We start from the raw sequence: 25,115 nt of genomic DNA, 5'->3' as shown, positions 1-25,115 counted from the left end.
TGTACGCACCCGTCGCTGTCCACTGAACCAGAGGAACGGCAGAATCCTGCGGTGTGACACGCACTCCAGGGGCCCATCCCCCGGGACCGGCGCGGCGGGACGGCGCTCAGACGGCGATCAGACCGACGCCGAGCGTCAGCAGACCCGCGATCAGGAAGGAGGCGCCGGCGTAGATCAGCACACTCCACCGGTTCGGCGTGCGCCGGTCCGGGCCCATCGCGGAGAAGAAGAAGCCCGCCGGCATCAGGATCGCCGCGACCAGCACGCCGGTGCGGGCCAGCCAGCCCCAGCCCCCGGTCAGGCCGGTGGCCTCGGTGAGAACCAGGCATACCAGACCCAAGGTGATGAAGACCCCGGCATGGCCGTGCCCCGCCCGGAAGGAGCGGCGCTGGAAGTCGGTGACCGGGGCCTTGCCGGCATTGATGCGCAGCAGGAAGTAGCCGCCGGTGGTGACGGTGGTGGCCGCCAGCACCGCGATACCAGCGGTTCGGGTGGCGGCTTCGGTCAGTTCGAGCATGGGGTACCTCTCGGGGGCTGGGCATCTGTTTTCTAACACTGTTATCTAACGCCGTTAGGAGATGGTCGTCAACCCTTTAGACTCCTCTCATGACCCGCCCGCGCCGTTACGACGACGACCTTCGCCGTCGACTCCTCGATGTGAGTTCCGAAACGATCAGCCACCGCGGTACCCAGGGGCTGAGCCTGCGCGCCGTCGCCGCCGGGGCCGGGACCACCACCGCGGCGGTGTACGCGTTGTTCGGCAGCCGCGATCACCTCATCGAGGCGGTCACGGCCGAGGGACTGGCCCGGTTCGCCGCGCACCTGGATGCGGTGGAACGCACCCATGACCCTGGCGCGGACCTGCTCGCCCTCGGCGTGGCCTACCGCGCCAGCGCCCTGAACGACCCGCACTTCTACCGGGTGCTGTTCGGGTCGACGAGCACGGCCAAGCCCAGCGAGCCCGAGGAGCACGCCACCTTCGATGCCCTGCGTCAGGCGGTCCGCCGGCTCGTCGGCGGTCCGGAGCCCGACGTCACCGAGCACACCTACCGGTTGTGGTCGGTCGTGCACGGCCTGGTGGACCTGGAACTGGGCGGCCTGCTCCCGGGCACGACGACGCAGCGGGCCGACCGCTACATCGCCACCCTGCGCGCCGTGGGTCCGGCGCTGCTGCGCGGGTAGTGCGGGACGATCAGGCTTCCACGACCACCGGGATCAGCATCGGACGACGGCGCAACCGGCGCGAAGCCCACCGACCCACCACCCGCCGGATGATCTGCTGGAGTTGATGGGTGTCCACCTTGCCGCTGGCAGCGGCCTCGGTGAGGGCGTCGGTGATCTCCGGGACGATCTCCGATAGCCGCTCATCCCCTTCGGCGAGGCCGCGGGCCTGCAGGTGCGGTCCGGCCACCACCTTGCCGGTGGAGGAGTCGATCGCGGCGAAGATGCTGATGAACCCCTCCTCGGCGAGGATGCGCCGGTCCTTGAGCTCGGCGTCGGTGATCTCTCCCACCGAGGAGCCGTCCACGTAGACGTACCCGCACGGCACCGCCCCGGCAATGCTCGCCTTGCCGTCGACCAGGTCCACCACCACCCCGTCCTCGGCCAGGACCACCCGCTGGGGGTCCACCCCGGTAGCCACCGCGAGCGCACCGTTGGCCACCAGGTGGCGGATCTCGCCGTGCACCGGCATCACGTTCTTGGGCCGGACGATGTTGTAGCAGTACAGCAACTCCCCGGCCGAGGCGTGACCGGAGACGTGCACCCGGGCATTGGCCTGGTGCACCACCTTCGCGCCGAGCCGGATCAGGCCGTTGATCACCCGGAACACCGCGGTCTCGTTGCCCGGGATCATCGAGGAGGCCAGCACCACGGTGTCCCCCGGGCCCACCGAGACCCGGTGGTCCTGGTTGGCGATCCGGGACAGCACCGCCATCGGCTCCCCCTGCGAGCCGGTGCTCATCAGCACCACCTGGTCATCGGGCAGGCTATCGACCTTCTTCTGATCGATGAGCACCCCGGATGGCACCTCGAGGTAGCCCAGGTTCTCAGCGATCCTCATGTTCCGCACCATCGACCGGCCCACCAGGGCGACCCTGCGGCCGTGGGCGTGGGCGGCGTCGAGCACCTGCTGCACGCGGTGCACGTGCGAGGCGAAGGACGCCACCACCAGCCGGCCCTCTGCAGTCGCGAAGACGCCGTCGAGCACCGGGCCGATCTCCCGCTCGGAGACGGTGAACCCGGGCACCTCGGCGTTGGTGGAGTCGGTCATGAACAGGTCCACACCCCGCTCCCCCAGCCGGGCGAAGGCACGCAGGTCGGTGATGCGACCGTCCAGCGGCAACTGGTCCATCTTGAAGTCACCGGTGTGCAGGACGGTGCCGGCCGGGGTGTGCACGGCCACGGCCAGGGCATCGGGGATCGAGTGGTTCACCGCGACGAACTCACAGTCGAACACTCCGGCCTGGAAGTGCTGGTCCTCGGCGACTTCGCGGGTGACCGGCTTGATCCGGTGCTCGGTGAGTTTGGCCTCCAGGAACGCCAACGTCAGTTTCGACCCGACCAGCGGGATGTCCTGACGCATCCGCAACAAGTAGGGCACCGCCCCGATGTGATCCTCGTGGCCGTGCGTCAGCACGATCGCCTCGACATCATCCAGCCGATCGGCGATGTAGTCGAAGTCAGGCAGGATCAGGTCCACTCCGGGCTGGTGGTCCTCGGGGAAGAGCACACCGCAGTCGATGATCAGCAGCCGGCCGTCGTACTCCAGCACTGCCATGTTCCGGCCGACCTCGCCCAGCCCGCCGAGCGGAACGATCCGCAAGCCCCCCTTCGGCAGCGGCCCGGGCAGGTCCAGATCGGGATGGGGATGACTCATGAGCGGTCCTCTTCTTCCAGCCCGTGCAGGCGCAGGGCGGTACGTAGATCAGCAAGTTCTGCCTCGTTGGCGGCGACCAGGGGCGAGCGCACCGCGAGGCTGGGTAGGCGCCCCTGCAGGTACAGTGCGGCCTTGGACATCACCGCGCCCTGCCCGGTGCCCATGATCGCATCACACACCGGGGCCAGGTCCGCCGAGAGGTCCCGGGCGGTGAACAGGTCACCGTCGTCGATCGCTTTCACCATCTGGGCGTACTGACCGGCGACGACGTGACCGACCACCGAGACCACGCCGGAGGCCCCATGGGTCAGCCAGGCCAGGTTCAGCGCGTCGTCGCCGGAGTAGTACTCCAGACCGGTGCGGCGCATCCGGTCGAAGCCCGCCGGGACATCACCGGTGGCGTCCTTCACGGCGCGGATGCGGGGGTGCTCGGCGAACCGGTCCAGGATCTCGTCCCCGATCGCCACTCCGGTGCGGCCGGGGATGTCATACAGCATCGCGGGCAGGTTGACCGAGTCCACGATCGTGCAGATGTGCCGGTAGACACCCTCCTGGGAGGGGCGGTTGTAGTAGGGCGAGACCACCAGCAGGCCGTGGGCGCCGTTGCGCTCTGCCGCCTTGGCGATCCGGGTGGCGTGCGCGGTGTCGTTGGATCCGGCTCCGGCGATGACCATGACCTCCGACCCGACCTCGTCGACGACGGCGGCCACCAGGTCGTCCTTCTCCGGCTGGTGGGTGGTGGGCGATTCTCCGGTGGTGCCGTTGACCACCAGGGCGTCGCACCCGGAGGTCACCAGATGCCGCGCCAGGACGCGGGCGCTCGGCACGTCGATGCTGCCGTCGGGATGCATCGGGGTGACCATCGCCACCGACACCGAACCGAACGTGCGCGGTGGCACCCTGCGGATGTTCTCAGCCATGCCTAGACGGTACCGCGCCGGGGTCGCGCTCAGATGAATTGACGCCAGGTACATCCGTGCCACGCCGTCGAACACGCCGGCCATGGAGTCCAGATTAGTGCCGGGCCGGGAGCCGGTCGGCGAGGAGGTAGCCTGAGCGGTGATGACTGCCCACTCCCACGGCCCGACCGCCGACGTCTCGGTGCGGCCGGCCATCGCCGAGGACGCCGACCACCTCGGCCGCATCCAACTCGACTCCTGGCGGGCCAGGCACCGTGACCATCTGCCCGAACAGGTCCTGGCCGGGCTCGATGCCACCGACTTCGCCGCCGCATGGCGCAGCGCGATCACCGACCCGCCCTCGCCCAAGCACCGGGTGCTGACGGCTACCGCCGGACCGCTCGTGGTGGGGTTCGCGGCCCTGGCCCCCGGGATCGACGGCGACCCGACCGGTGAGGTGGTGGAACTGGCCGTGGACACCAATCACCTGCGCCAGGGGCACGGCTCCCGCCTGCTGGCGGCCTGCACCGACGTCCTCAAGGGCACCGGCGCCGCCAAGACCCGGATCTGGCTGGTCGAGGGCGATGAGGTGCGTGAGGCCTTCCTCACCGACGCCGGCTTCGGCCCCATCGGGGTTCGCCGGGTGCTGCAGGTGGGCCAGGCTCAGGTGAGCGAGCATGCCTGGGCTGCCGACCTGCACGGCTGAGATCACCTGGGCACACCCACCGCCGGCCCCGCACTCAGTCCTGCAGGTCGCGCTCCAGCACCGGAGCGAGCCGGAACGGGATCAACTCACCCATCGCCAGCCACGTCTCGGTCCGGATCACCCCGTCGCAGGCCAGCACCAGTTTGTTCACCCGGTACAGGTCCTCGGCGTTGGTGCACACGCACCGCACCAGGATGTCGCCCCGGCCGGACAGGCCGTGCGCCTGCACCACCTCCGGGATACCTCGCAACTGCTCCACCACGTACTCCAGCCGGGGCTGATCCACCTCGGTGGCCATGAACACCGTGAGCGGATAACCCAGGGACGCCGCGTGCAGCCGGCGGTCGAAGCCCTGCAGCGCAGCGCTGGCCTCCAGGGCCTGCACCCGCGCCTGCACCGTGTTGCGGCTCAGGCCCAGTTCCGCCGCGATCGCCACGATGGTGGCGCGGGGATTGGCGGTCATCGCGAGCAGGATCCGTCGGTCGGTGTCATCAACAGTGACCATAATGACCAATCATAGCGCGCAACTGCGGGACATACTGAACATTATGCTCAACTGATCCGCTACAGATTGCACCTAATGCCCTACAGGAGTACCGTCGAACCAAGGCTGGACCTGGCCGCATTGGGGCGCCCACAAGGCACCCGGGATCATGGAGGTTCTCACCATGTCGACAACGATGTCTCCACCGGATTCCTCGCTCGTGGAGGGTTTGAAGGAACCATTGCAGGTGCTCGCACCCGATGGCACCCGCACAGCGAATGAACTGCTCGACCCCCACCTGGGCGATATCGATGAGACGGTCCTGACCGACCTGTTCATCGACATGTCCATCGTGCGCCGGATCGACACCGAGGCGGTCGCGCTGCAGCGTCAGGGTGAACTGGGTCTGTGGCCCCCGCTGCTGGGCCAGGAAGGCGCCCAGATCGGGCTGGCCCGGGCCATCAACGACGACGACTTCATCTTCTCCTCCTACCGCGAGCAGGCACTGGCCTGGTGCCGCGGCGTGGAGCCGGCGGAGATGCTCAGCGTCTGGCGCGGCACCACCTTCTCCGGGTGGGACCCGCACCGACGTCACATGACCACCCCGCAGATCATCATTGGTGCCCAGGCCCTGCACGCCGCCGGCTACGCGATGGCGATCACCGGCGCCGGCGGCAGCGAGATCGCCATCGCCTGCTTCGGTGACGGTGCCACCAGCCAGGGAGACCTCAACGAGGGTCTGGTCTTCGCCTCTGCCTTCAACGCCCCCGTGGTGTTCTTCTGCCAGAACAACCAGTACGCCATCTCCGAACCGGTCGCGGTGCAGAGCCGGGTTCCCCTGGCCCTGCGGCCGACCGGGTTCGGCATCCCCTCCTTGCGGGTGGACGGCAACGACGTGCTGGCGGTGCGGGCAGCAACCCGAATCGCCGCCGACCGGGCCCGCAGCGGGGGCGGTCCCACCTTCATCGAGGCGGTCACCTACCGGATGGGCCCGCACACCACCAGCGACGACCCGACCCGCTACCGCGACCAGGCGGAGTTGGAGCACTGGGCCGCGCGCTGCCCGATCGCCCGGGTGGAATCGCACCTGGAGAGCACCGGCGCACCGATCGAGTCCATCCGTGCTGAAGCCCGGATCCGGTCCGACGCGGTGGCCAAGGATCTGCGCGCGGCCATCACCACGATGACCCCGCCGCCCGCGCACACCCTGTTCGAGCAGGTCTATGCCAGCGAGCACGCCCCGTTGCGCCGCCAGCGCCGCGAGGCCGAACTCCTCGAGGCCTCGCTGGCACCGGAGGGCTCATGACCACGATGACGTTGGCGGGCGCCCTGAACGCGGCCCTGCGGGAGCGGCTCGAGGCCGATGACTCGGTGGTGCTGATCGGTGAGGACATCGGCGCCCTCGGCGGGGTGTTCCGGGTAACCGACGGCCTGCAGCGCGACTTCGGCCGGCAACGGGTGATCGACTCCCCGCTGGCCGAGTCCGGCATCATCGGGACCGCGGTGGGGATGGCCTACGCAGGGCTGCGGCCGGTGTGTGAGATCCAGTTCGACGGGTTCGTCTACCCCGCCTTCGACCAGATCGTGGCGCAGGTGGCCAAGCTGCATTACCGCACCCGCGGCACGGTCCGCATGCCCCTGACGATCAGGATCCCCTACGGCGGCGGCATCGGTGCCGTGGAACACCACTCCGAGTCCCCCGAGGCCTACTTCGCGCATACGGCGGGCCTGCGCGTGGTGACCGCCGCCAGCCCGCAAGAGGCCTACCAGACCCTGCGTGCGGCAATAGCCTCGGACGATCCGGTGCTGTTCCTCGAGCCCAAGGCCCGGTACTGGACCAAGGGGGAGGTGGACCCCGGAGCCGAGGCGGACCTGGAGACCGCCCAGGTGGTGCTGCCCGGGCGGGACGCCACCGTGGTGGCCTACGGTCCGACGGTGGCCACCGCCCTGGACGCCGCGATCGCCGCGAGCGACGAGGGCATCAGCCTGGAGGTGATCGACCTGCGCGCCATCTCCCCGATCGACCGCGCTACGGTGGCGGCGAGCGTGCGGCGCACCGGCCGCCTGGTGGTGGCCCATGAGGCCGCGGGCAGTTTCTCGGTCGCTTCGGAGGTGATCACCTGTGCCGTGGAGGACTGCTTCGAGTACCTACAGGCGCGCCCCGAGCGGGTCACCGGGTACGACACCCCGTATCCGCCGGCGGCCCTGGAGGAGGTCTTCCTGCCCGGGATCGACCGCCTCCTGGACGCGGTGGACCGCACCCTCGGGCGCAGACACTCCCGCAGCGGTCAGGGGGTGCCGGCATGAGGTCCACCTTCCGACTGCCCGATCTGGGCGAAGGTCTGACCGAGTCCGAGATCGTCACCTGGCTGGTCGCCGAGGGAGATGAGGTGGAACTGAACCAGATCCTCGCCGAGGTGGAGACCGCCAAGGCGGTGGTGGAGTTACCGAGCCCTTATGCCGGCCGGATCGCCACCCTGCACGCCGAGCCGGGGCAGACCGTGGCGGTGGGGGCCCCGCTGGTCGAGTTCGACGTGAACGGTGCCGACGACGAGGCACACCCGGGCGCGGACGCGCCGGTGGCCGAGGAGCCGGGCGAGGCCGACGCAGGAGATGCCGAGGCAGTACCGACCGGGACGGCGGACAGCGCGCCGGCTGAGCAGACTCCCGCAATCGAGCGCCAGTCGGTCCTGGTGGGGTACGGGCCCAAGGTGACCGGTGATGCGCGCCCGGCGCGCCGCCGTCGCACATTCGAGACCACGCCGTACCGGGGCGAGGACGACGGCGGCGAGGAGCCGGCCGGGCCGACCCCGCCGGCGATGCCCCCGGTCCGCGCCTTGGCCCGCCGGCTCGGGGTGGACCTGCGCGCCGTCACCGGGTCCGGACCCGACGGGCTCGTGCTGCGCGCCGATGTGCAGCGCGCCGCCGGCCAGGGCCCGGAACCGGACGGGCGGGCTGACGCCCCCACCGGCCCGGCCGCACCCGGCTCCACGTTCATCCCCGTCAGTGGGCTGCGCAAGCACACCGCGCAGGCGATGACGGACTCGGCCTTCACCGCACCGCACGCCAGCGTGCAGTCCACCATCGACGTCACCGCCACCCTGGACCTGCTCCGCCGGGTGCGCGAACAGGCCCGGGGCGAGCGGTCGCCGTCGTTCCTGTCCCTGGTGTGCCGGGCCGTCCTGCGGGCGGTGCGCGCCACACCGAGTGCGAACTCCCACTTCGATACCGACGCGGGCCGGATCGAGGTGTTCGGCCACGTCAACCTCGGGATCGCGGTGTCCACCGACCGCGGTCTGGTGGTGACCGGCGTGGAGGGTGCCCAGGACCTGGACGCCCGGGCCCTCACCGAGCAGATCGCCACCCAGGCGAGCAGGGCGCGGGATGGGTCGGCGGAGTTGGCCGAACTTACGTCCTCGACCCTGACCGTGACCAATGTGGGCGTGTTCGACGTCGACTCCGGGGTACCGATCCTCAACCCCGGGGAGAGTGCGATCGTGGCGGTCGGCGCGATCCGCACCCGCCCTTGGGAGCACCAGGGCCAGGTGGCACTGCGCCAGGTGGTCACGATCACCGTATCCTTCGACCACCGCGTGCTCGACGGCGCGGAGGCTTCGGCCTTCCTGTCCGACATCACGGCGGTATTGTCGGATCCGGCGATCGCACTGATGGGGTGAGCGTGGAGGTACTGAGCACGGCGGTGGCGCCCGAGGTCGCCGCGGACCGGGCGCGGGCGATGGAGCAACTGGTCACCGAGTTGCGCGAGGTGACTGCCCGCACCGCCATGGGTGGGTCGGAGCGCGCCCGGCAACGGCACGTCGATCGCGGAAAACTGCTGCCGAGGGAGCGGATCGACCACCTCCTCGATCCCGGCACGCCGTTCCTGGAACTGAGTCCGCTGGCCGCGCACGGGATGTACGACGACGAGGCCCCCGCGGCCGGGATCGTCACCGGGATCGCTGTGGTCGCAGGGCGGCACGTGATGATCGTGGCCAACGACGCCACCGTCAAGGGCGGCACGTACTTCCCGATGACGGTCAAGAAGCACCTGCGGGCCCAGGCCGTCGCGGAGCAGAACCGGCTGCCGTGCGTGTACCTGGTGGACTCCGGTGGTGCCTTCCTGCCGATGCAGGACGAGGTCTTCCCCGACCGTGAGCACTTCGGGCGCATCTTCTACAACCAGGCGCGGATGAGCGCGGCCGGGATCGCCCAGATCTCGGCGGTGCTGGGCTCCTCCACCGCCGGCGGGGCCTACGTGCCCGCGATGAGCGACCAGACCGTGATCGTCCGCGAGCAGGGCACCATCTTCCTCGGGGGTCCGCCGCTGGTGAAGGCCGCCACCGGGGAGGAGGTCAGCGCCGAGGAACTCGGCGGGGGTCAGATGCACACCTCGGTCTCCGGGGTGGCCGATCACCTGGCCGACGACGACGAGCACGCCCTGGACATCGTCCGTGACATCGTGGCCACGCTCCCGGTTGCCGAGACCGTCCGGCCGGTCGAACCGGTGCGGGATCCGGTGGTGCCGGCCGATTCGGTCAGTTCGGTGGTGCCGACGGATCTGACCACTGCCTATGACGTGCGCGAGGTGATCGCCCGGCTGGTGGACGGCAGTACGTTCGCCGAGTTCAAGCCCACCTACGGCGCAACGTTGGTGACCGGGTTCGCCCGGATCCACGGCTACCAGGTGGGCATCGTGGCCAACAACGGGATCCTGTTCAGCGAGTCCGCTCTCAAAGGTGCCCACTTCATCCAGTTGTGCGACCAGCGCGGCATCCCGCTGCTGTTCCTGCAGAACATCGCCGGGTTCATGGTGGGCGCGGAGTATGAACGCGGCGGAATCGCCAAGGACGGGGCCAAGATGGTCACCGCGGTCGCCACGACGCGGGTGCCGAAGTTGACCGTGGTGATCGGCGGATCGTTCGGGGCCGGGACGTACTCGATGTGCGGGCGGGCCTATGATCCGCGGTTCCTCTGGTTGTGGCCGAACGCCCGCGTCTCGGTGATGGGCGGGGCGCAGGCTGCAGCGGTTCTGGCCACGGTCAAACGCGACCAGATCGAGGGTGCGGGCGGCACCTGGAGTGCTGCGGAGGAGGCCCGGTTCACCGCTCCGATCACGCAGCAGTACGAGGCGCAGGGCAATCCGTACTACGCCACCGCCCGACTCTGGGACGACGGGGTGATCGAACCGGACCAGACCCGCACCGTGCTGGGCCTGGCCCTGGACGTGATCAGCCGGACTCCGCTGCCGCCGCCCCGGTTCGGCATCTTCCGGATGTGACCGGGACGATGACAAGGCTGTTCGATGCGGTGCTGGTGGCCAACCGCGGCGAGATCGCGGTACGGATCATGCGCACCCTCACCCGGATGGGAATCACCTCGGTAGCGGTCTACACCGAGGCCGACGACGACGCCCCGCACGTGCGGGCGGCGACTCGGGCGGTGCCGGTGCCCAGTTACCTCGACGCCGATGCGCTCGTGGCGGCCGCCCGCGGGGCCGGTGCGCAGGCGATACACCCCGGGTACGGGTTCCTGGCCGAGAACGCCGGCTTCGCCCGCGCCTGCGCCCGGGTCGGGCTGGTGTTCATCGGGCCGGGTGCGGAGGCGATCGAGACGATGGGCAACAAGATCGCCGCCCGCGCCGCCGTGGCGGCCCGCGGGGTGGCCACCGTGCCCGGCCTGGCCGAGCCGGGCCTGGACGATGCGGCACTGGTCGCCGGCGCCCAGCAGGTCGGGTTCCCGCTGCTGATCAAACCGGCTGCCGGTGGTGGCGGCAAGGGCATGCACCGGGTGGACGATCCTGCGGACCTCCCGGGCGCACTGGCCACCGCGCGCCGGGAGGCCGGTGGGGCCTTCGGTGACGACTCCCTGTTCCTGGAACGGTTCATCACCACCCCGCGCCACATCGAGATGCAGGTGCTGGCCGATACCCACGGGAACGTGGTGCACCTGGGTGAGCGGGAGTGCTCGCTGCAGCGGCGCCACCAGAAGGTGGTCGAGGAGGCGCCCAGTCCGCTGCTCACCCCGGCGCAGCGCGAGCACCTGGGGCGGGCTGCGATCGAGACCGCACGCGCGGTGGACTACGTCGGCGCCGGGACGGTGGAATTCATCGTGTCCGGGGCCGATCCCGACGAGGCGTTCTTCATGGAGATGAACACCCGGCTGCAGGTGGAGCACCCGGTGACCGAGGCCATCACCGGAATCGACCTGGTCGCCGAACAGGTGCGCATCGCCGCCGGGGCGCCGGTGGGCATCACCCAGGAGGACCTGGTGATCCATGGGCACGCCATCGAGGCCCGCATCTACGCCGAGGATCCCGACTCCGGGTTCCTACCGACCGGTGGGCACGTGCTGCGGGTGTCCATGCCCCGGGGCAACGGGGTGCGGGTGGACCACGCACTGATCGCCGGTATGCACGTGGGCAGCGACTACGACCCGATGCTGGCCAAGGTGATCGCCCATGGCCCGAGCCGGCCGGATGCACTGGCGCGGCTGGATCGGGCGCTCAGCGCCACTCATGTGCTCGGGGTGGTCACCAACACCGCGTTCCTGCGGTCGCTGCTGGGGCACGAGGACGTGGTGGCCGGTGACATGGACACCGGGCTCATCGAACGGCACCTGGGCGACCTCACCCGGACCGAGGCGACCCCGAGCGATTACGCGGTGGCGGCGCTGGTGCGGTGGCAGCACCTGCACCAGGGAGCGACCGCCCAGGGTGAGCCGGATCTGTGGCACACGCCGTCGGGGTGGCGACTGGGTGGGCAGGCGCCGTTCGTGGTGCGCTTCGCCGCCTCTGCGGGTTCCAGCAGCGAGCCCGTGCGGGTTGCCCTGACCGGAACGCCCCGCGATGCGCGCGCCCGGGTGAACGGGGCGAAGCTCGATCTCGGTCTGCGCGAGGCAGCGGTGCGGGTGGACGGCCGGCAGCGGCCGCTGCTCTGGCACGTCCGGGACCGGGTGGTGTGGATCAGTACACCGGGCGGGGACCGCGCGTTCGAGATGCACACCCCCACCCGCCGCAGCGGGAGCACCGAGGCGGTACCCACGCTGGAGTCCCCGATGCCCGGCACCGTCGTAGCGGTCCTGGTGCAGGACGGAGCGCCGGTGCACGCCGGTACCCCGGTGATGGCGGTGGAAGCGATGAAGATGGAGCACGTGCTGCGGGCCCCCACCCACGGCGTGGTGCACCTGCATGTGCGACGGGGGCAGACGGTAACCCGCGGGCAGCAACTGGCACAGGTTCAGGCTCAGGAAGAAGGCAATGATGACTGACGGCGACCGGCCCGAGGCCGGCTCGAGCGATCAGGGCGGACGGCGATTCGTCCAGCGCGGCTTGTATGCCGGTGAGATGCAGATCGGGGCGGTCTACGCCCATCGACCGGGGCGTACCGTGACCGAAGCGGACAACACGTTGTTCTCCACGATGACGATGAACCCCCAGGCGTTGCACCTGGACGCCGCATTCAGCGAGAGTACCGAATTCGGCCAGCGGCTGATGAACTCGATGTTCACCCTGGCCACGATCGTCGGCGCCTCGGTCTCCCACCTCACACAGGGCACCTTGGTAGCCAACCTCGGCTTCACCGAGGTGACCTTCCCGCACCCGTTGTTCCACGGCGACACGCTGTATTCGGAGACCGAGGTGAACGCGATCCGAGCCTCGAGATCCCGCCCGGGTCAGGCGATCGTGACGTTCATCCACACCGGGCGCAACCAACACGGCGATATCGTGGCCCGGGCGGTGCGCAACGCGTTGATGTACCAGGAGGAGCCGTGAGCACCGCGGCATCCGGCGCCGTCGAACCCTTCGCGCTGGGCCCGGCCCTGCTGTTCTGCCCCGGCGACCGCCCCGACCGGTTCGCCAAGGCCGCGCAGCGGGCCGATGCGGTGATCCTCGACCTGGAGGACGCGGTGGCCTCCGAGGCCAAACCGGCGGCCCGTGCCGCCGTCGCGGCCGCCGACTTCGACGTCAGGCGAACCGTGGTGCGTCTCAACGCCTGCGGCACTGAGGATTTCGCGGCGGACGCGGACGCACTGGCCGGCACCGGGGTGCGGTACGTGATGCTGCCCAAGGTCGAACACCCCGACGACATCGCGACCGTGGTCGCTGCGCTTCCGGCGGTGTCGGTGGTGGCCCTGTGCGAGACCGCCCGCGGGGTGCTGGCGGCGCCGGAACTGGCCGCTCAGACCGGTGTGGTGGCGCTGATGTGGGGTGCGGAGGACCTCATCGCCTCCCTCGGCGGGACCTCCTGCCGGCATCAGTCCGGCACCTACCGGGACGTGGCCCGGCACGCCCGCTCCGCCGTGCTGCTGGCGGCCCGGGCGCACGGGCGCGGCGCGATCGACGCGATCCGCACCGATATTGCCGATGCTGACGCGCAGTACGCCGACGCTCTCGATGCCGCTGCCAGCGGCTTCACCGCCACCGCCTGTATCCACCCGGATCAGGTGCGCGCCATCCGCTCTGCCTACGCCCCCACCGCTGAGCAACTCGACTGGGCCCACCGCCTCCTGACCGCCGCCGAGGAAGCGGGCACCGGCGCCTTCCGGTTCGAGGGCGCCATGGTCGACGAACCCATCCTTCGCCATGCCCGGCTGCTCGCCTCGCGGGGGTGAATAGGTCTCCTAGAGGGCGAGGTAGTCGTCCAGGCCCACGGTCAGGCCCGGATGGTCGGCCACCTGGCGCACCGCCAGCAGCACCCCGGGCATGAACGAGGACCGGTGATAAGAGTCGGTCCGGATGCTCAGTTGCTCACCCGGATTGCCGAACAGGATCTCCTCGTGGGCCACCAGTCCCCGCAACCGGACCGCATGCACGTGTACACCGTCCACCACGGCACCACGGGCGCCGTCCAGGCTCGAACTGGTGGCATCGGGTGCCCGGTCCAGGCCGGCCTCGGTGCGGGCAGCGGCGATGCCCTGCGCGGTATGCACCGCGGTGCCGGAGGGGGCATCAACCTTGTCGGGGTGGTGCAGCTCGATCACCTCGGCCGATTCGAAGTACCGGGCGGCCTGGGCGGCGAAGCGCATCGCCAGGACCGCTGACAGTGCGAAGTTCGGGGCGATCAGCACCCCGACTCCAGGTCGCTCACTGAGGTGCTCGCGCACCCGGCCCAGTGACTCCTGTGTCCAGCCGGTGGTGCCCACCACCACGTGCACGCCCTGGTCGATCAGGGTGTGCACGTTCTGCTCGGTGACGTCCGGGACGGTGAAGTCCACGGCCACGTCGGTGGACTCCGGTGCCACCTGGCCGAGATCATCGCCGGCATCCAGGCGGTGTACCAGGTCCAACCCCTCGGCACCCTCGACCGCCTCGCACACGGTCGCGCCCATTCGCCCGGCCGCGCCGATCACTGCCACCCTGATTGCCTCGCCCATGGTGACCATCGTAGTAAGACGCGCATCGCCGTCGTCCACCGTGCCAGGTCGTGGGGTCGACACTCAGCCCAGGTCGATCCAGTACCGCCGCTTCGCCACCACGCCGGGGCACTCCCGGCGCATGTCCTCCAGGACGCCGCCGCACCGGGTGATGATCGCGGCCGAGGCCGCGTTGTCGTCATCACAGGTGACCAGTGCCCGCTGCACGCCCGCCCGTCGCAACTCCCCCAGGGACAGTTCCAGGATCCTGGTGGCGTAACCGCGCCGACGAAACGCCGGGCACACGGCGTAGCCGACGTGCCCGCCGACCTGGCGCAGGAAGTCGTTCAGTTCGTACCGGATCGAGGTGCGCCCGACGACGTCGGGGCCGACGACGGCGAGCAGATAGTCCGCCCGCACCCGTCCCGGTGCCAGGTTCACGCCCCTGCGCTCGGAGTCGAGGACTCGCAGGATCTCATCCCACGGGCGGTCCGCCCCGGGGAGGAACGTGAAGCGCTCGGAGTCCACCTCGCTCGCGGCGCGGCGCACCGGCGCCTCGTCCCGGGGCCCGGGAGGTCGCAGGACCAACTCCTCGGGAGCGACCCCGGTCATCGTGCCGGTCGGGAGGCGGCGGCCTGGGCGAGTGCGGGGCCGGCGACGTCCTCGGCGAAGGGACCCACAACCACGAGGTGGCGCGGTCGCGCGTACAACTCGGAGGCCAGTGTGCGTACCTGCTCGGCCGTGACCGAGCGGATCTTCGCCAGGGTGTCCTCGATCAGGTGCAACTCTCCCAGACTGATCTCTGCCCGGCCGAGGCGGGCCATGCGGGACCCGGAGTCCTCCAGGCCGAGCACCATCGAACCGCAGATCTGCCCGATCCCACGGTCCAGTTCCTCCTGGGAGATCCCGTTGGTGGCCAAAGAGGCCCACTCCGACTCCAGCAGCGCGCTGACCTCGGCGACCTTGGCCGGGGTGCATCCGGCGTACAGACCGAACGCACCGGTCTCGGTGTAACCGGTGGCGAAGGAGTACGTGGAGTAGGCCAAGCCGCGCTTCTCGCGGATCTCCTGGAACAGCCGTGAACTCATCGACCCACCCAGCACTGCGTTCAGCACCGCGAGCGTGAACCGGCGGTCATCACCGGCTCGCAGACCCACGCCACCCAGGATGACGTTGGCCTGCTCTGTGCTGCGCCGCACCGTGGTGGCCGTTCCGGCGGTGGGGAGCGCACCGGTGTGCCCGGCGAAACGGCGCGATGCCGGTGCTGCCCCGGCCTCGATGGGCCAGCCGCCGGCCTGCACGGCACCGAGAACCTGGGTGCAGATCTGCTCGTGATCCACCGAACCAGCCGCGGTGATCACCAGTTCGGACGGAACGTAGGTACGCTCGTAGTGGTCCAGCACCGCCTGGTGCGGGAGCTGCCGGATCGTCTCCGGTGTACCCCCGATCGGCCGCCCCAGCGGATGGGCACCGAAGACGGCGGCAGCGAACGTCTCGTGCGCCACGTCGAGTGGGTCGTCCTCGTTCATCGCCAGTTCTTCGAGGATCACACCGCGTTCGTTCTCGAACTCGGCCTCCGACAACCCGGCGCAGGTGACCATGTCCAGGATGACGTCGGTGGCCATCGGCAGGTCCGCATCCAGCACCCGGGCGAAGTAGCAGGTGTGCTCCTTGCCGGTGGCGGCATTGGCCTCCCCGCCCACGGCATCGAAGGCGGCCGCGATGTCCAGCGCACTGCGCCGCGGGGTGCCCTTGAACAACAGGTGCTCGAGGAAGTGGGTGGAACCGTGGTGCCCGGTCTCCTCATCGCGCGACCCCACCGCGACCCAGGCGCCCAGGGCAGCCGAACGCTGCCCCGGGACCGCCTCGGTCAGGACCCGGATTCCTCCGGGCAGGACCGAGCGGCGCACCAGGGCGCCGGACTCGGCCTGCAGGGAGATCTCGGTCCCGGGCGTTCCGCCCGGGCCGAGCACCAGATCAGCCACGTTCGGTTCAGTCCTGCCCCGACGTCGCCTCGTCGGCCTGGCCATCCTCGTCCTCGACCACCGCGTGCAAGGAGAGCTTCCCGCGCGGGTCGATCTCGGCCAGTTCGACCTGGATCTTCTGGCCCACGCCGAGGACGTCCTCCACGGAGTCGATCCGCTTGCCACCCACCAGGCGTCGCACCTGGGAGATGTGCAGCAGTCCGTCCTTGCCGGGGGTCAGGGACACGAACGCACCGAAGGACGTGATCTTGACGACCGTGCCGATGAACCGCTCGCCCACCTCGGGCATCTGCGGGTTCGCGATGGCGTTGATCGCCTGCCGTGCGGCTTCGGCGGAGGGGCCGTCCACCGCACCGATGAACACGGTGCCGTCGTCCTCGATGGAGATGTCGGCGCCGGTGTCGTCCTGGATCTGGTTGATCATCTTGCCCTTGGGGCCGATGACCTCACCGATCTTGTCCACCGGCACGGTCACGGTGATGATCCGCGGTGCGGTCGCTGCCATCTCGTCCGGGGTGTCGATGGCCTCGGCCATGACGTCCAGGATGTGCAACCGGGCCTCACGGGCCTGGCTCAGGGCGCCGGAGAGCACCGAGGCGGGAATGCCGTCGAGCTTGGTGTCCATCTGGATGGCGGTGATGAACTCCTTGGTGCCGGCGACCTTGAAGTCCATGTCGCCGAAGGCGTCCTCGGCGCCGAGGATGTCGGTCAGCGCGGCGTACTTGGTCTCACCCTCCACGGTGTCGGAGACGAGCCCCATCGCGATACCGGCCACCGGGGCGCGCAGCGGCACACCGGCGTTCAGCAGCGACAGCGTGGAGGCGCACACCGACCCCATCGAGGTGGACCCGTTGGAACTCAGCGCCTCCGAGACCTGCCGGATGGCGTAGGGGAACTCCTCCCGTGCCGGCAGCACCGGCAGGATGGCCCGCTCGGCGAGCGCACCGTGGCCGACCTCCCGGCGCTTGGGGCTGCCCACCCGGCCGGTCTCACCGGTGGAGTACGGCGGGAAGTTGTAGTTGTGCATGTACCGCTTGCGGGTCTGCGGAGACAGGGTGTCCAGTTGCTGCTCCATTTTGAGCATGTTCAAGGTGGTCACGCCCAGGATCTGGGTTTCCCCGCGCTCGAACAGCGCCGAGCCGTGCACCCGGGGCAGGACCTCAACCTCGGCGGACAGGGTGCGGATGTCCTGCAGCCCACGTCCGTCGATACGGAAGGAGTCGGTCAGGATCCGGCGGCGGATCGTCAGTTTGGTCAACTCCCGGAAGGCCGCGGACAGTTCCTTCTCGCGGCCCTCGAAGTCACCCTGCAGGGCCGCCACGGTCTCATCCCGCACGGCATCGATGCGGTCCTCGCGCTCGGCCTTGCCCGCGATGGACAGTGCCTCCTCGAGCCGGCCGGCGGCCCGGGCCTGCACGGCCTGGAACGCGTCGTCGGCGTAGTCGGGGAAGAGCGGGTACTCCTGGGTCTCCTTCGCCGTCCGGCCGGCCAGGTCCAACTGGGCCTGGGCGAGCTGACGGATGAACGGCTTGGCCGCCTCCAGCCCCTCGGTCACGACCTGCTCGGTCGGAGCGGTGGCACCGGACTCGGAGATCAGGGTCCAGGCGTTGTCGGTGGCCTCGGCCTCGATCATGGCGATGGCCACGTCCGTGTTGCCATCGGCTCCGGTGACGATCCGCCCGGCCACGACCATGGAGAACACCGCGCGCTCCAGTTCGGAGTAGCGCGGGAAGGCCACCCACTGGCCGTCGATCAGCGCGATCCGCACGGCGCCGACCGGGCCGGAGAACGGCAGACCGGAGATCTGGGTGGACAGCGAGGCGGCGTTGATCGCCAGCACGTCGTAGGTGTCGTCGGGGTGGATGGCCAGGACTGTCTCGACCACCTGGACCTCGTTGCGCAGGCCCTTGACGAACAGCGGGCGCAGCGGCCGGTCGATCAGTCGGCAGGCAAGAATCGCCTCGGTGGAGGGGCGGCCCTCCCGGCGGAAGAACGAACCGGGGATCTTCCCGGCAGCGTACTGACGCTCCTCGACGTCCACCGTCAGGGGGAAGAAGTCGAAGTGGTCCTTGGGGTGGCGCCCGGCCGTGGTGGTGGACAGCACCATGGTGTCCTCATCCAGGTAGGCGGTGATGGCGCCACCGGCCTGCTTGGCCAGACGTCCGGTCTCGAACCGGATGGTGCGGGTGCCGAACGAGCCGTTATCGATGACGGCTTGCTCGAATTGGATTTCGGGTCCCTCCATGGGGTGCCCTCCTTCGGTGTTCGCCGGGCTCCCGGCGGCCATCGATCGAGGCCCACGGAGCGCCGCTCCGGAGGCCACTACCGAGGACCATCTGGGGCCCGGTGGGGTTTGACTGATGTATTGAGTTGTTGCGCCTCTACGGCGCCCGTGACACGGCAACCGGTCCGGACCTGGTGTGGTCCGGACCGGCGGTGTTGCTATCGACGCAGACCGAGCCGCTCGATCAGGGCGCGATAACGCTCGATGTCGTTCTCGCGCAGGTAGCCCAGGAGCCGGCGGCGCTGACCGACCAGCAGCAGCAGACCACGACGGGAGTGGTGGTCGTGCTTGTGCTCCTTGGAGTGCTCGGTCAGGTCCGAGATACGCTTGCTGAGCAGGGCGACCTGGACCTCCGGGGATCCGGTGTCGCCTTCGTGCGTGGCGTAGTCGGCAATGATTTGCTTCTTCACAGCGGCATCGAGGGCCACAGGGATCTCCTTCTGTCAGGGTTGTTGCGCGGAGCTCCGGGGCAGGTTCACCCGGGCATGGGACAACCGCGGCCGATCTGACGGCAACGCTCAGCCTAGCACCCACCGCCGGTGGTGACCGAGGTGGTGGCGCCGGATCATGGTGATCCACACCACGGGCGGCTCAGGATGTCCAGGTCCGCACCTGCTCCGGGGTGGGGTAGTCCGGTTCGGGCACGTCCAGCCGGTCGGCGGCATCGCGCACATCCTGCTGCATCTGGCGTACCAGGGCGTCGATCCCCTCGAACCGCACCGTGGGACGCAGCAGGTGGCTGAACTCCACCACCACTTCCTCGCCGTACAGTTCCAGGTCCCAGCGGCCCAGGACATGGGCCTCGACCTGGCGCACCAGGCCGTCGAACGTGGGATTGGTCCCCACCGAGAGCGCTGCCGGCATCCGTTCGCCGGTCTCGGCCCCGGGACGACGGAGCAGCCAACCCGCATATACCCCGTCGGCGGGCACCGCTCCGCTGGCGTCGGCGTCCAGGTTGGCGGTGGGGAAGCCGAGGTCGCGCCCGCGTGCATGACCGCGCACCACCACCCCGCGCATCCGGTGCGGCCGGCCCAGCACCTCAGTGGCGGCCTCGACGTTGCCGGCCGCGAGCAACTCGCGCACCCAGGTGGAGGACCAGCGCCGCTCCCCCGGGTCGGCGACGTCATGGACCACGTGCACGTCGAACCCGTGCCGGTGACCCAGTTCGGTCATCGTGGTGCGGTCCCCGGAGTTGCCGCGCCCGAAGCGCACATCAGCGCCGACGACGACGGCCCTGGCCTTGAGTGCGTCCACCAGGTAGCGCTGGACGAACGTCGAGGCGTCCTGGGCGGCGAAGTCCAGGGTGTAGTCGATCACCAACGTGGCATCCAGGCCGTGTTCGGCGAGCAGGTCGAGCTTGTCGGCCAGTCCGGTGAGCAGTTCCGGTGCCGCTTCGGGACGGTGCACCTGGGCGGGGTGTGGATGGAAGGTCAGCGCGACCGCCATCGCCCCGGCCTCCCGGGCGACGTTGACCGCCGCCTCCAGCACGGCCCCGTGCCCGCGGTGGACGCCGTCAAAGTTGCCGATCGTCACCACACTGGCATCCAGGCCCGCCGGTATCGCCTCGATCCCGTCCCAACGCTGCACCCTGGCTCCTTTCTGCGGTCCACTGCCGGACCGGTGCGAGGCTAGCCTGCCATCACTTCCGCCCGCGCGGGAACTCCGGGTGCGTCGTCGTGCTTCTCCTCACTCCGGATCCGGTGGCCCGCCCGGGCGGGTGAGCCCTGACCGTGGCCTACCGGGGCAAGGGCAGCGGCCCGTCGGCCGGGCGGCCCGCGGCGAGGAGCCGGCCAGAGGAGGAGTCCCAACGCGGCAGTGACAGCACTGCCAGCGAGGCCGTCGGCACGCGCATCCGGTCGCCGCTGAACTCACCCACGAGGTCCTCCAGCGCGGGATTGTGACCCACCAGTGCAACGGTCCGCGCCGACTCCGGAAGGCCTGCGATCACCCCTGCCAGGGCGCGGGGTGAGAACGTGTAGGCATCCTCGTCATAGACCACCTCCCCCGCGCCGGGCCCGCCGGCCTCGGCGATCGCGGTGTCGATCAGGTCCCACGTGTGGCTGGCCCGGGTGGCCGGGGAAACGACCGCCAGATCCAGCCGCACGTCGTGCTGACACAGCCACCGGCCCACGGCCGGCGCCTGGCGACGCCCACGCGCCGTCAGCGGTCGCTGTACGTCGCTGACCGGCACCGACCAGTCGGACTTGGCGTGCCGGATCAACACCAGTGTGTGCATGCTGGCCTCCTTCAGGCGGGGTCCAGGACCAGCACCGGCTTCAGTCGCTCACCGTGCCGCTGCACGAGAGCCACCACGTGCCCGTCCGGGTGCATCGCCGCGAGCGGGAGTGCCTGTGCGACCTCCGGGCCTCTCGGTGCGGGTCGGTCGATCGCCTGCCCGTAGCGAAGCGCCCGGGCCGCCGGCTCGGGCAGCGCCAGCACATCGAAGACGGCGGAGCACGCCGCGGTCAGGTCCTGCACCTGTAGGTGGTGCTCGCCCTCGTCGTCCGGGCTTGGCAGCTCCTGGGCCTGGGCGAGGCCGAAACCACCCACCCTGGTGCGCCGCAACGCGACCAGGTGCCCCCCGGTTTCCAGGGCCGCGCCCAGATCCCGGGCCAGGGCCCGGATGTAGGTGCCCGAGGAGCACACCACCCGCACCGGCACGTCGAGCACGGCAGTGCCGTCCTGCGCCCGGTCAGGTATCGCCGGACCGGTCTGTTCGAAGACTGCGATGTGCACCGGGCGCGCCTCGAGCACCACCTGCTCTCCGGCGCGGACGCGGGCGTAGGAACGCTTCCCATCGACCTTGATCGCCGAGACGCTGCTGGGCACCTGCTCGATCGCGCCGGTCAGTGCTGCCATCGCTGCGGGGATGGCCTCCGCGGTGCCGTCGGCGCGGCCGGGCCCGGCGGTGATCTCCCCTTCGGCGTCGTCGGTGCTGGTCTCCTGACCGAGCCTGATGGTGGCGGTGTACTCCTTGTCCGCACCCACCAGGTAGGTCAGCAACCGGGTGGCCCGGTTGATGCCGAGCACCAGCAGGCCGGTGGCCATCGGGTCCAGCGTGCCCGCGTGGCCGACCTTGCGGGTGCCGGCCAGGCGGCGCACCCGCGCCACCACATCATGGCTGGTCCACCCGGGAGGTTTGTCGATCAGGACCAGCCCGTCGTCCACCATCAGTCCTGCGCGGGCTCATCCGCGGTCGGCACGCTCTGCCGTTCGGCCTGCTCGACCGGTTCGGCCGGGGCGCGGTAGGGGTCGGCCTCGCCGGCGAAGGTGGCGCCCTCCCGACGACGCGCCAGCTCGGCGTCCTTGGCCGCGGCTTCGCGCAGGGCCTGCTCCAGGTGCGCGGCGGTCTCCGGCAGTGCGTCGGGGACGAACTCGATGCTGGGGGTGAGTCGGATGCCGAGTTGGCGACCCACCTCGGAGCGGATCAGCCCGCGCGCCGAGGCCAGTGCGGCGGCACTGGCCTCCCGGTCGGCATCCTCGCCCAGCACCGTGTAGAACACGGTCGCCTGCTGCAGGTCACCGGTCACGCGCACGTCGGTCACGGTGACGAAGCCCAGGCGCGGATCCTTGATCCGGGTGTCCAGCAGGGTGGCGACCACCTCGTGGATCCGATCAGCGACCTTACGGGCGCGGGCGTTGTCGCTCATGGAACTCCTTCACTACGGTCGTCCTGCGGGCACGGGCCGGACGGCGACCGATTCCGGTGCCGCCCGGCCCATGGTGTGGTACCTCAGGCGCGGGGCTTCTCCTGCGTCTCGAACGTCTCGATCACATCACCGATCTGGATGTCCTTGGCGCCCAGTCCGATACCGCACTCGAAGCCCTCGCGGACCTCGGTGACGTCATCCTTCTCCCGGCGCAAGGAGTTGATGGTGAGGTTGTCGGAGACGACCACCCCATCGCGCAGCAGCCGCGCGTTGGCGTTGCGCCGGATGATTCCCGAGCGCACGATCGACCCGGCGATGTTGCCGGCCCGGGAGGAGCGGAAGATCTCCCGCACCTCGGCGCTGCCGAGCTGGACCTCCACGTACTCGGGCTTGAGCATGCCCTTCAGGGCCGCCTCGATGTCCTCGATAGCGGAGTAGATGACCGAGTAGTACTTGATCTCCACGCCCTCCCGGTCGGCCAGGGTGTTGACCCGGTCGTCCGGACGCACGTTGAAGCCCAGGATCACCGCGTTGTCCACGGTAGCCAGGTTCACGTCGTTCTGGGTAATCGCACCCACACCGCGGTGGATGATCCGCAGTGCGACCTCCTCGCCCACGTCGATCTTGAGCAAGGCGTCCTCCAACGCCTCCACGGCACCGGAGACGTCGCCCTTGATGACCAGGTTGAGGGTCTCCACCTTGCCCTGCTCCAGAGCCTGGGTGAACTCCTCCAGGGAGATCCGCTTGCGACGCTTGGCCAGGGTAGCGGCCCGCTCGGCGGCCTCGCGCTTGTCGGCGATCTGCCGGGCGGTGCGGTCATCGGGGGCCACCAGGAAGGTGTCTCCCGCGCTGGGCACCGAGGTCAGCCCCAGTACCTGGACCGGCATCGAGGGCAGCGCCACGTCCAGGTTCTCCCCGTGGTCGTCGAACATGGCACGCACCCTCCCGTAGGAGGTGCCCGCCACGATCGCATCGCCCACGGCAAGGGTTCCCGACTGGACCAGGACCGTGGCCACCGCACCGCGACCGCGGTCCAGTTTGGCCTCGATCGCCACTCCGCGGGCGTCCTTGTCCGGATTAGCCGTCAGTTCCAGCGCCGCATCGGCAGTCAGCAGGACCGCCTCGAGCAGGTCATCGATACCGGTGGCCTCACGTGCCGAGACCTCCACGAACATGGTGTCACCGCCGTATTCCTCGGCCACCAGGTTGTACTCGGTGAGCTGGGAGCGGACCTTGTCCGGGTTCGCGTCGGGCAGGTCCACCTTGTTCACCGCGACCACGATCGGCACGTTTGCGGACTGGGCGTGGTTGATCGCCTCAACCGTCTGGGGCATCACGCCATCGTCCGCCGCGACCACCAGGATCGCGATATCGGTGACCTTGGCACCACGGGCACGCATGGCGGTGAACGCCTCGTGACCAGGGGTGTCGATGAAGGTCAGGCCACGGTTCTCACCCTCGTGCTCGGTGTGCACCTGGTAGGCACCGATGTGCTGGGTGATGCCACCGGCCTCGGTGGCGCTGACCTCGATCTGCCGGATCGCGTCCAGCAACCGGGTCTTACCGTGGTCGACGTGACCCATCACGGTCACCACCGGCGAGCGGGGCTCCAGGTCCTCCTCGCTCTCGCCCTCCTCCTCGGCCTGCAGGTCGATGTCGAAGGAACCGAGCAATTCACGGTCCTCCTCCTCCGGGGAGACGATCTCGATGACGTAGCCGAGTTCGGCGCCCAGGGTGGCGAAGGTGTCCTCATCCAGGGACTGCGTGGCCGTGGCCATTTCGCCAAGGTGGAACAGCACCGTGACCAGGGACGCCGGGTTGGCGTCGATCCGGTCGGCGAAGTCGCTCAGCGAGGCACCCGCACGGATCCGGATGACGGTGCTGCCGTCACCACGGGGTACCTGGACGCCGCCCGGCGACGGAGCGGACTGCTGCTCGAACTCTTGGCGCTTGGCGCGCTTGGACTTCCGGCTCCGGGCCGGACGGCCACCGGCGCGACCGAACGCGCCCTGCGTTCCACCACGACCGCCCCGGCCGCCAGGACGGCCGCCGAAACCACTACGCGGACCACCGCCGGGACCACCAGGGCCACCGCCGGGACCGCCACCACGGCCACGACCGCCGCCGCCACCGCCCCGGGCGGGTGCACCCGGGCGTCCGACGGCGCTCTTGCCAGGCATCATCTGGGGCGAGGGGCGCGGGCCGCGGGTGTCGGAACCCGCGCCGGCGCCACTGCGCGGACCACCGGGGCGCGCATCACCCCTGCCACCGGGACGGGGCATGCCCTGGGAGGGCGCGAACGGGTTGTTACCCGGACGCGGTGCGCCGCCCCCGGGCCGCTGGCCACCACCGCGCGGACCACCGGGGCGCGCATCACCCCTGCCACCGGGACGGGGCATGCCCTGGGAGGGCGCGAACGGGTTGTTACCCGGACGGGCCCCGGGCTTGGGGCCGGGGGTGGGTCGAGGCGGTGCGGGCTTACTGGCCGCCGGTGCCTGCGGGCTCTCCTGCGGCTCGGTCGCTTCCGGCTGGGCGGGCTTGGCCTGCTCCGGCTCGGGCTGCGGCTCGGGCTGCGGCTCGGGCTCGGGTGCCGGCTTGGGCTTGGGCGCCGGCTTCGGCGCAGCCTTGGGTGCCGCCTTGGTCTTGGCGGGCTTGGGCTCCGCCTTCTCCCCCTCTGGCGGCGGGGGGAACGCCTCGCGCAGCCTGCGCTGCACGGGCGGTTCGATCGTGGACGATGCCGACTTGACGAATTCGCCGAGTTCACTCAACTTCGCCATGACGGACTTACTGTCGACGCCGAGCTCCTTAGCGAGCTCGTGGACGCGGACCTTGGCCACATCTCTCCTGTCCTCGGCCCGCCCAGGACAGGGTGGACCGC

At 70.1% G+C, this 25,115-nt stretch carries 23 protein-coding genes; 9 read left to right on the top strand and 14 right to left on the bottom strand.

What is annotated here, in order from left to right; all coding sequences use genetic code 11:
- Positions 1-106: 106 nt before the first annotated feature.
- On the bottom strand, positions 107-517 hold the full coding sequence (locus tag ACO0LU_RS10625; protein ID WP_424791335.1) for a hypothetical protein: 411 nt from the start codon (positions 515-517) through the stop codon (positions 107-109).
- 89 nt (positions 518-606) lie between these two features.
- Here ACO0LU_RS10625 and ACO0LU_RS10620 point away from each other — a divergent pair, with 89 nt between their 5' ends.
- A complete protein-coding gene (locus tag ACO0LU_RS10620) occupies positions 607-1,182 on the top strand; it encodes a TetR-like C-terminal domain-containing protein (RefSeq protein WP_424791334.1) in 576 nt (191 codons plus the stop codon).
- 10 nt (positions 1,183-1,192) lie between these two features.
- On the opposite strand, the gene ACO0LU_RS10615 is transcribed toward ACO0LU_RS10620, so the two are convergent.
- Positions 1,193-2,878, bottom strand: coding sequence for a ribonuclease J (locus ACO0LU_RS10615; RefSeq protein ID WP_424791333.1), 1,686 nt, complete (start codon positions 2,876-2,878; stop codon positions 1,193-1,195).
- Positions 2,875-3,798, bottom strand: coding sequence for a 4-hydroxy-tetrahydrodipicolinate synthase (gene dapA, locus ACO0LU_RS10610; protein WP_424787983.1), 924 nt, complete (start codon positions 3,796-3,798; stop codon positions 2,875-2,877). Before dapA ends, ACO0LU_RS10615 begins: the two co-directional genes overlap by 4 nt.
- Before the next feature lie 142 nt (positions 3,799-3,940).
- Here dapA and ACO0LU_RS10605 point away from each other — a divergent pair, with 142 nt between their 5' ends.
- Positions 3,941-4,483 carry an N-acetyltransferase family protein gene (locus ACO0LU_RS10605; protein WP_424791332.1) on the top strand — a complete coding sequence of 181 codons (543 nt, stop codon included), beginning with the start codon at positions 3,941-3,943 and terminating at the stop codon, positions 4,481-4,483.
- Positions 4,484-4,517: 34 nt separating this feature from the next.
- Here the strand turns inward: ACO0LU_RS10605 and ACO0LU_RS10600 are convergent, their stop codons facing one another.
- Positions 4,518-4,988: an Lrp/AsnC family transcriptional regulator gene (locus ACO0LU_RS10600; RefSeq protein WP_424791331.1), complete on the bottom strand. Its 471-nt coding sequence runs from the start codon at positions 4,986-4,988 to the stop codon at positions 4,518-4,520.
- Positions 4,989-5,163: 175 nt separating this feature from the next.
- On the opposite strand from ACO0LU_RS10600, the gene ACO0LU_RS10595 reads away from it, so the two are divergent.
- The 7 genes from ACO0LU_RS10595 to ACO0LU_RS10565 are packed head-to-tail and all read left to right on the top strand — an operon-like array spanning position 5,164 to position 13,577.
- Complete coding sequence (locus ACO0LU_RS10595) at positions 5,164-6,273, top strand: thiamine pyrophosphate-dependent dehydrogenase E1 component subunit alpha (protein ID WP_424791330.1); 1,110 nt, start codon at positions 5,164-5,166, stop codon at positions 6,271-6,273.
- Positions 6,270-7,274, top strand: a complete 1,005-nt coding sequence (locus ACO0LU_RS10590) for an alpha-ketoacid dehydrogenase subunit beta (protein WP_424791329.1) — start codon at positions 6,270-6,272, stop codon at positions 7,272-7,274. Before ACO0LU_RS10595 ends, ACO0LU_RS10590 begins: the two co-directional genes overlap by 4 nt.
- Entirely contained in the window at positions 7,271-8,644 is a 1,374-nt protein-coding gene (locus ACO0LU_RS10585) for a dihydrolipoamide acetyltransferase family protein (protein WP_424791328.1), read from the top strand. The genes ACO0LU_RS10590 and ACO0LU_RS10585 overlap by 4 nt, the downstream gene beginning before the upstream one ends.
- Before the next feature lie 59 nt (positions 8,645-8,703).
- The gene (locus ACO0LU_RS10580) at positions 8,704-10,245 is read left to right on the top strand and encodes a carboxyl transferase domain-containing protein (RefSeq protein ID WP_424791532.1); all 1,542 of its coding nucleotides are present in this window, start codon (positions 8,704-8,706) and stop codon (positions 10,243-10,245) included.
- A gap of 8 nt (positions 10,246-10,253) precedes the next feature.
- Entirely contained in the window at positions 10,254-12,233 is a 1,980-nt protein-coding gene (locus ACO0LU_RS10575) for an acetyl/propionyl/methylcrotonyl-CoA carboxylase subunit alpha (RefSeq protein WP_424791327.1), read from the top strand.
- Positions 12,226-12,738 (top strand): MaoC family dehydratase, encoded by a 513-nt coding sequence (locus ACO0LU_RS10570; RefSeq protein ID WP_424791326.1) that lies wholly within the window; start codon positions 12,226-12,228, stop codon positions 12,736-12,738. The genes ACO0LU_RS10575 and ACO0LU_RS10570 overlap by 8 nt, the downstream gene beginning before the upstream one ends.
- Positions 12,735-13,577, top strand: coding sequence for an HpcH/HpaI aldolase/citrate lyase family protein (locus tag ACO0LU_RS10565; protein WP_424791325.1), 843 nt, complete (start codon positions 12,735-12,737; stop codon positions 13,575-13,577). The genes ACO0LU_RS10570 and ACO0LU_RS10565 overlap by 4 nt, the downstream gene beginning before the upstream one ends.
- Positions 13,578-13,586: 9 nt before the next feature.
- Here the strand turns inward: ACO0LU_RS10565 and dapB are convergent, their stop codons facing one another.
- The 10 genes from dapB to infB form a co-directional block, all read right to left on the bottom strand.
- The gene (gene dapB, locus ACO0LU_RS10560) at positions 13,587-14,339 is read right to left on the bottom strand and encodes a 4-hydroxy-tetrahydrodipicolinate reductase (protein ID WP_424791324.1); all 753 of its coding nucleotides are present in this window, start codon (positions 14,337-14,339) and stop codon (positions 13,587-13,589) included.
- Positions 14,340-14,402: 63 nt separating this feature from the next.
- Positions 14,403-14,930, bottom strand: coding sequence for a GNAT family N-acetyltransferase (locus tag ACO0LU_RS10555; protein WP_424791323.1), 528 nt, complete (start codon positions 14,928-14,930; stop codon positions 14,403-14,405).
- Positions 14,927-16,303: a M16 family metallopeptidase gene (locus tag ACO0LU_RS10550; protein ID WP_424791322.1), complete on the bottom strand. Its 1,377-nt coding sequence runs from the start codon at positions 16,301-16,303 to the stop codon at positions 14,927-14,929. Before ACO0LU_RS10550 ends, ACO0LU_RS10555 begins: the two co-directional genes overlap by 4 nt.
- A gap of 7 nt (positions 16,304-16,310) precedes the next feature.
- The gene (locus ACO0LU_RS10545; RefSeq protein ID WP_424791321.1) at positions 16,311-18,548 is read right to left on the bottom strand and encodes a polyribonucleotide nucleotidyltransferase; all 2,238 of its coding nucleotides are present in this window, start codon (positions 18,546-18,548) and stop codon (positions 16,311-16,313) included.
- A gap of 197 nt (positions 18,549-18,745) precedes the next feature.
- The gene (gene rpsO / locus ACO0LU_RS10540) at positions 18,746-19,015 is read right to left on the bottom strand and encodes a 30S ribosomal protein S15 (RefSeq protein ID WP_424791320.1); all 270 of its coding nucleotides are present in this window, start codon (positions 19,013-19,015) and stop codon (positions 18,746-18,748) included.
- Positions 19,016-19,178: 163 nt separating this feature from the next.
- The gene (locus tag ACO0LU_RS10535; protein ID WP_424791319.1) at positions 19,179-20,174 is read right to left on the bottom strand and encodes a bifunctional riboflavin kinase/FAD synthetase; all 996 of its coding nucleotides are present in this window, start codon (positions 20,172-20,174) and stop codon (positions 19,179-19,181) included.
- A gap of 148 nt (positions 20,175-20,322) precedes the next feature.
- A complete protein-coding gene (locus ACO0LU_RS10530) occupies positions 20,323-20,823 on the bottom strand; it encodes a SixA phosphatase family protein (protein ID WP_424791318.1) in 501 nt (166 codons plus the stop codon).
- 11 nt (positions 20,824-20,834) lie between these two features.
- On the bottom strand, positions 20,835-21,758 hold the full coding sequence (truB, locus tag ACO0LU_RS10525; protein WP_424791317.1) for a tRNA pseudouridine(55) synthase TruB: 924 nt from the start codon (positions 21,756-21,758) through the stop codon (positions 20,835-20,837).
- On the bottom strand, positions 21,758-22,237 hold the full coding sequence (gene rbfA / locus ACO0LU_RS10520) for a 30S ribosome-binding factor RbfA (protein ID WP_424791316.1): 480 nt from the start codon (positions 22,235-22,237) through the stop codon (positions 21,758-21,760). Before rbfA ends, truB begins: the two co-directional genes overlap by 1 nt.
- Positions 22,238-22,320: 83 nt before the next feature.
- Positions 22,321-25,074, bottom strand: a complete 2,754-nt coding sequence (gene infB, locus ACO0LU_RS10515; protein ID WP_424791315.1) for a translation initiation factor IF-2 — start codon at positions 25,072-25,074, stop codon at positions 22,321-22,323.
- Positions 25,075-25,115 lie beyond the last annotated feature (41 nt).

Source organism: Pseudactinotalea sp. Z1748 (genome assembly GCF_049725185.1).
Classification (GTDB): Bacteria; Actinomycetota; Actinomycetes; order Actinomycetales; family Beutenbergiaceae; genus CALKWS01.
The sequence above is the reverse complement of the archived record's forward strand: the minus strand, read 5'-3'. Positions and strand labels throughout refer to the sequence as shown.

Coding starts and splice junctions, on each gene's coding strand:
- ACO0LU_RS10625 (WP_424791335.1), bottom strand. CDS start 517: ATGCTCGAACTGACCGAAGCCGCCACCCGAACCGCTGGTATCGCGGTG.
- ACO0LU_RS10620 (WP_424791334.1), top strand. CDS start 607: ATGACCCGCCCGCGCCGTTACGACGACGACCTTCGCCGTCGACTCCTC.
- ACO0LU_RS10615 (WP_424791333.1), bottom strand. CDS start 2,878: ATGAGTCATCCCCATCCCGATCTGGACCTGCCCGGGCCGCTGCCGAAG.
- dapA (WP_424787983.1), bottom strand. CDS start 3,798: ATGGCTGAGAACATCCGCAGGGTGCCACCGCGCACGTTCGGTTCGGTG.
- ACO0LU_RS10605 (WP_424791332.1), top strand. CDS start 3,941: ATGACTGCCCACTCCCACGGCCCGACCGCCGACGTCTCGGTGCGGCCG.
- ACO0LU_RS10600 (WP_424791331.1), bottom strand. CDS start 4,988: ATGGTCACTGTTGATGACACCGACCGACGGATCCTGCTCGCGATGACC.
- ACO0LU_RS10595 (WP_424791330.1), top strand. CDS start 5,164: ATGTCTCCACCGGATTCCTCGCTCGTGGAGGGTTTGAAGGAACCATTG.
- ACO0LU_RS10590 (WP_424791329.1), top strand. CDS start 6,270: ATGACCACGATGACGTTGGCGGGCGCCCTGAACGCGGCCCTGCGGGAG.
- ACO0LU_RS10585 (WP_424791328.1), top strand. CDS start 7,271: ATGAGGTCCACCTTCCGACTGCCCGATCTGGGCGAAGGTCTGACCGAG.
- ACO0LU_RS10580 (WP_424791532.1), top strand. CDS start 8,704: ATGGAGCAACTGGTCACCGAGTTGCGCGAGGTGACTGCCCGCACCGCC.
- ACO0LU_RS10575 (WP_424791327.1), top strand. CDS start 10,254: ATGACAAGGCTGTTCGATGCGGTGCTGGTGGCCAACCGCGGCGAGATC.
- ACO0LU_RS10570 (WP_424791326.1), top strand. CDS start 12,226: ATGACTGACGGCGACCGGCCCGAGGCCGGCTCGAGCGATCAGGGCGGA.
- dapB (WP_424791324.1), bottom strand. CDS start 14,339: ATGGGCGAGGCAATCAGGGTGGCAGTGATCGGCGCGGCCGGGCGAATG.
- ACO0LU_RS10555 (WP_424791323.1), bottom strand. CDS start 14,930: ATGACCGGGGTCGCTCCCGAGGAGTTGGTCCTGCGACCTCCCGGGCCC.
- ACO0LU_RS10545 (WP_424791321.1), bottom strand. CDS start 18,548: ATGGAGGGACCCGAAATCCAATTCGAGCAAGCCGTCATCGATAACGGC.
- ACO0LU_RS10530 (WP_424791318.1), bottom strand. CDS start 20,823: ATGCACACACTGGTGTTGATCCGGCACGCCAAGTCCGACTGGTCGGTG.
- truB (WP_424791317.1), bottom strand. CDS start 21,758: ATGGTGGACGACGGGCTGGTCCTGATCGACAAACCTCCCGGGTGGACC.
- rbfA (WP_424791316.1), bottom strand. CDS start 22,237: ATGAGCGACAACGCCCGCGCCCGTAAGGTCGCTGATCGGATCCACGAG.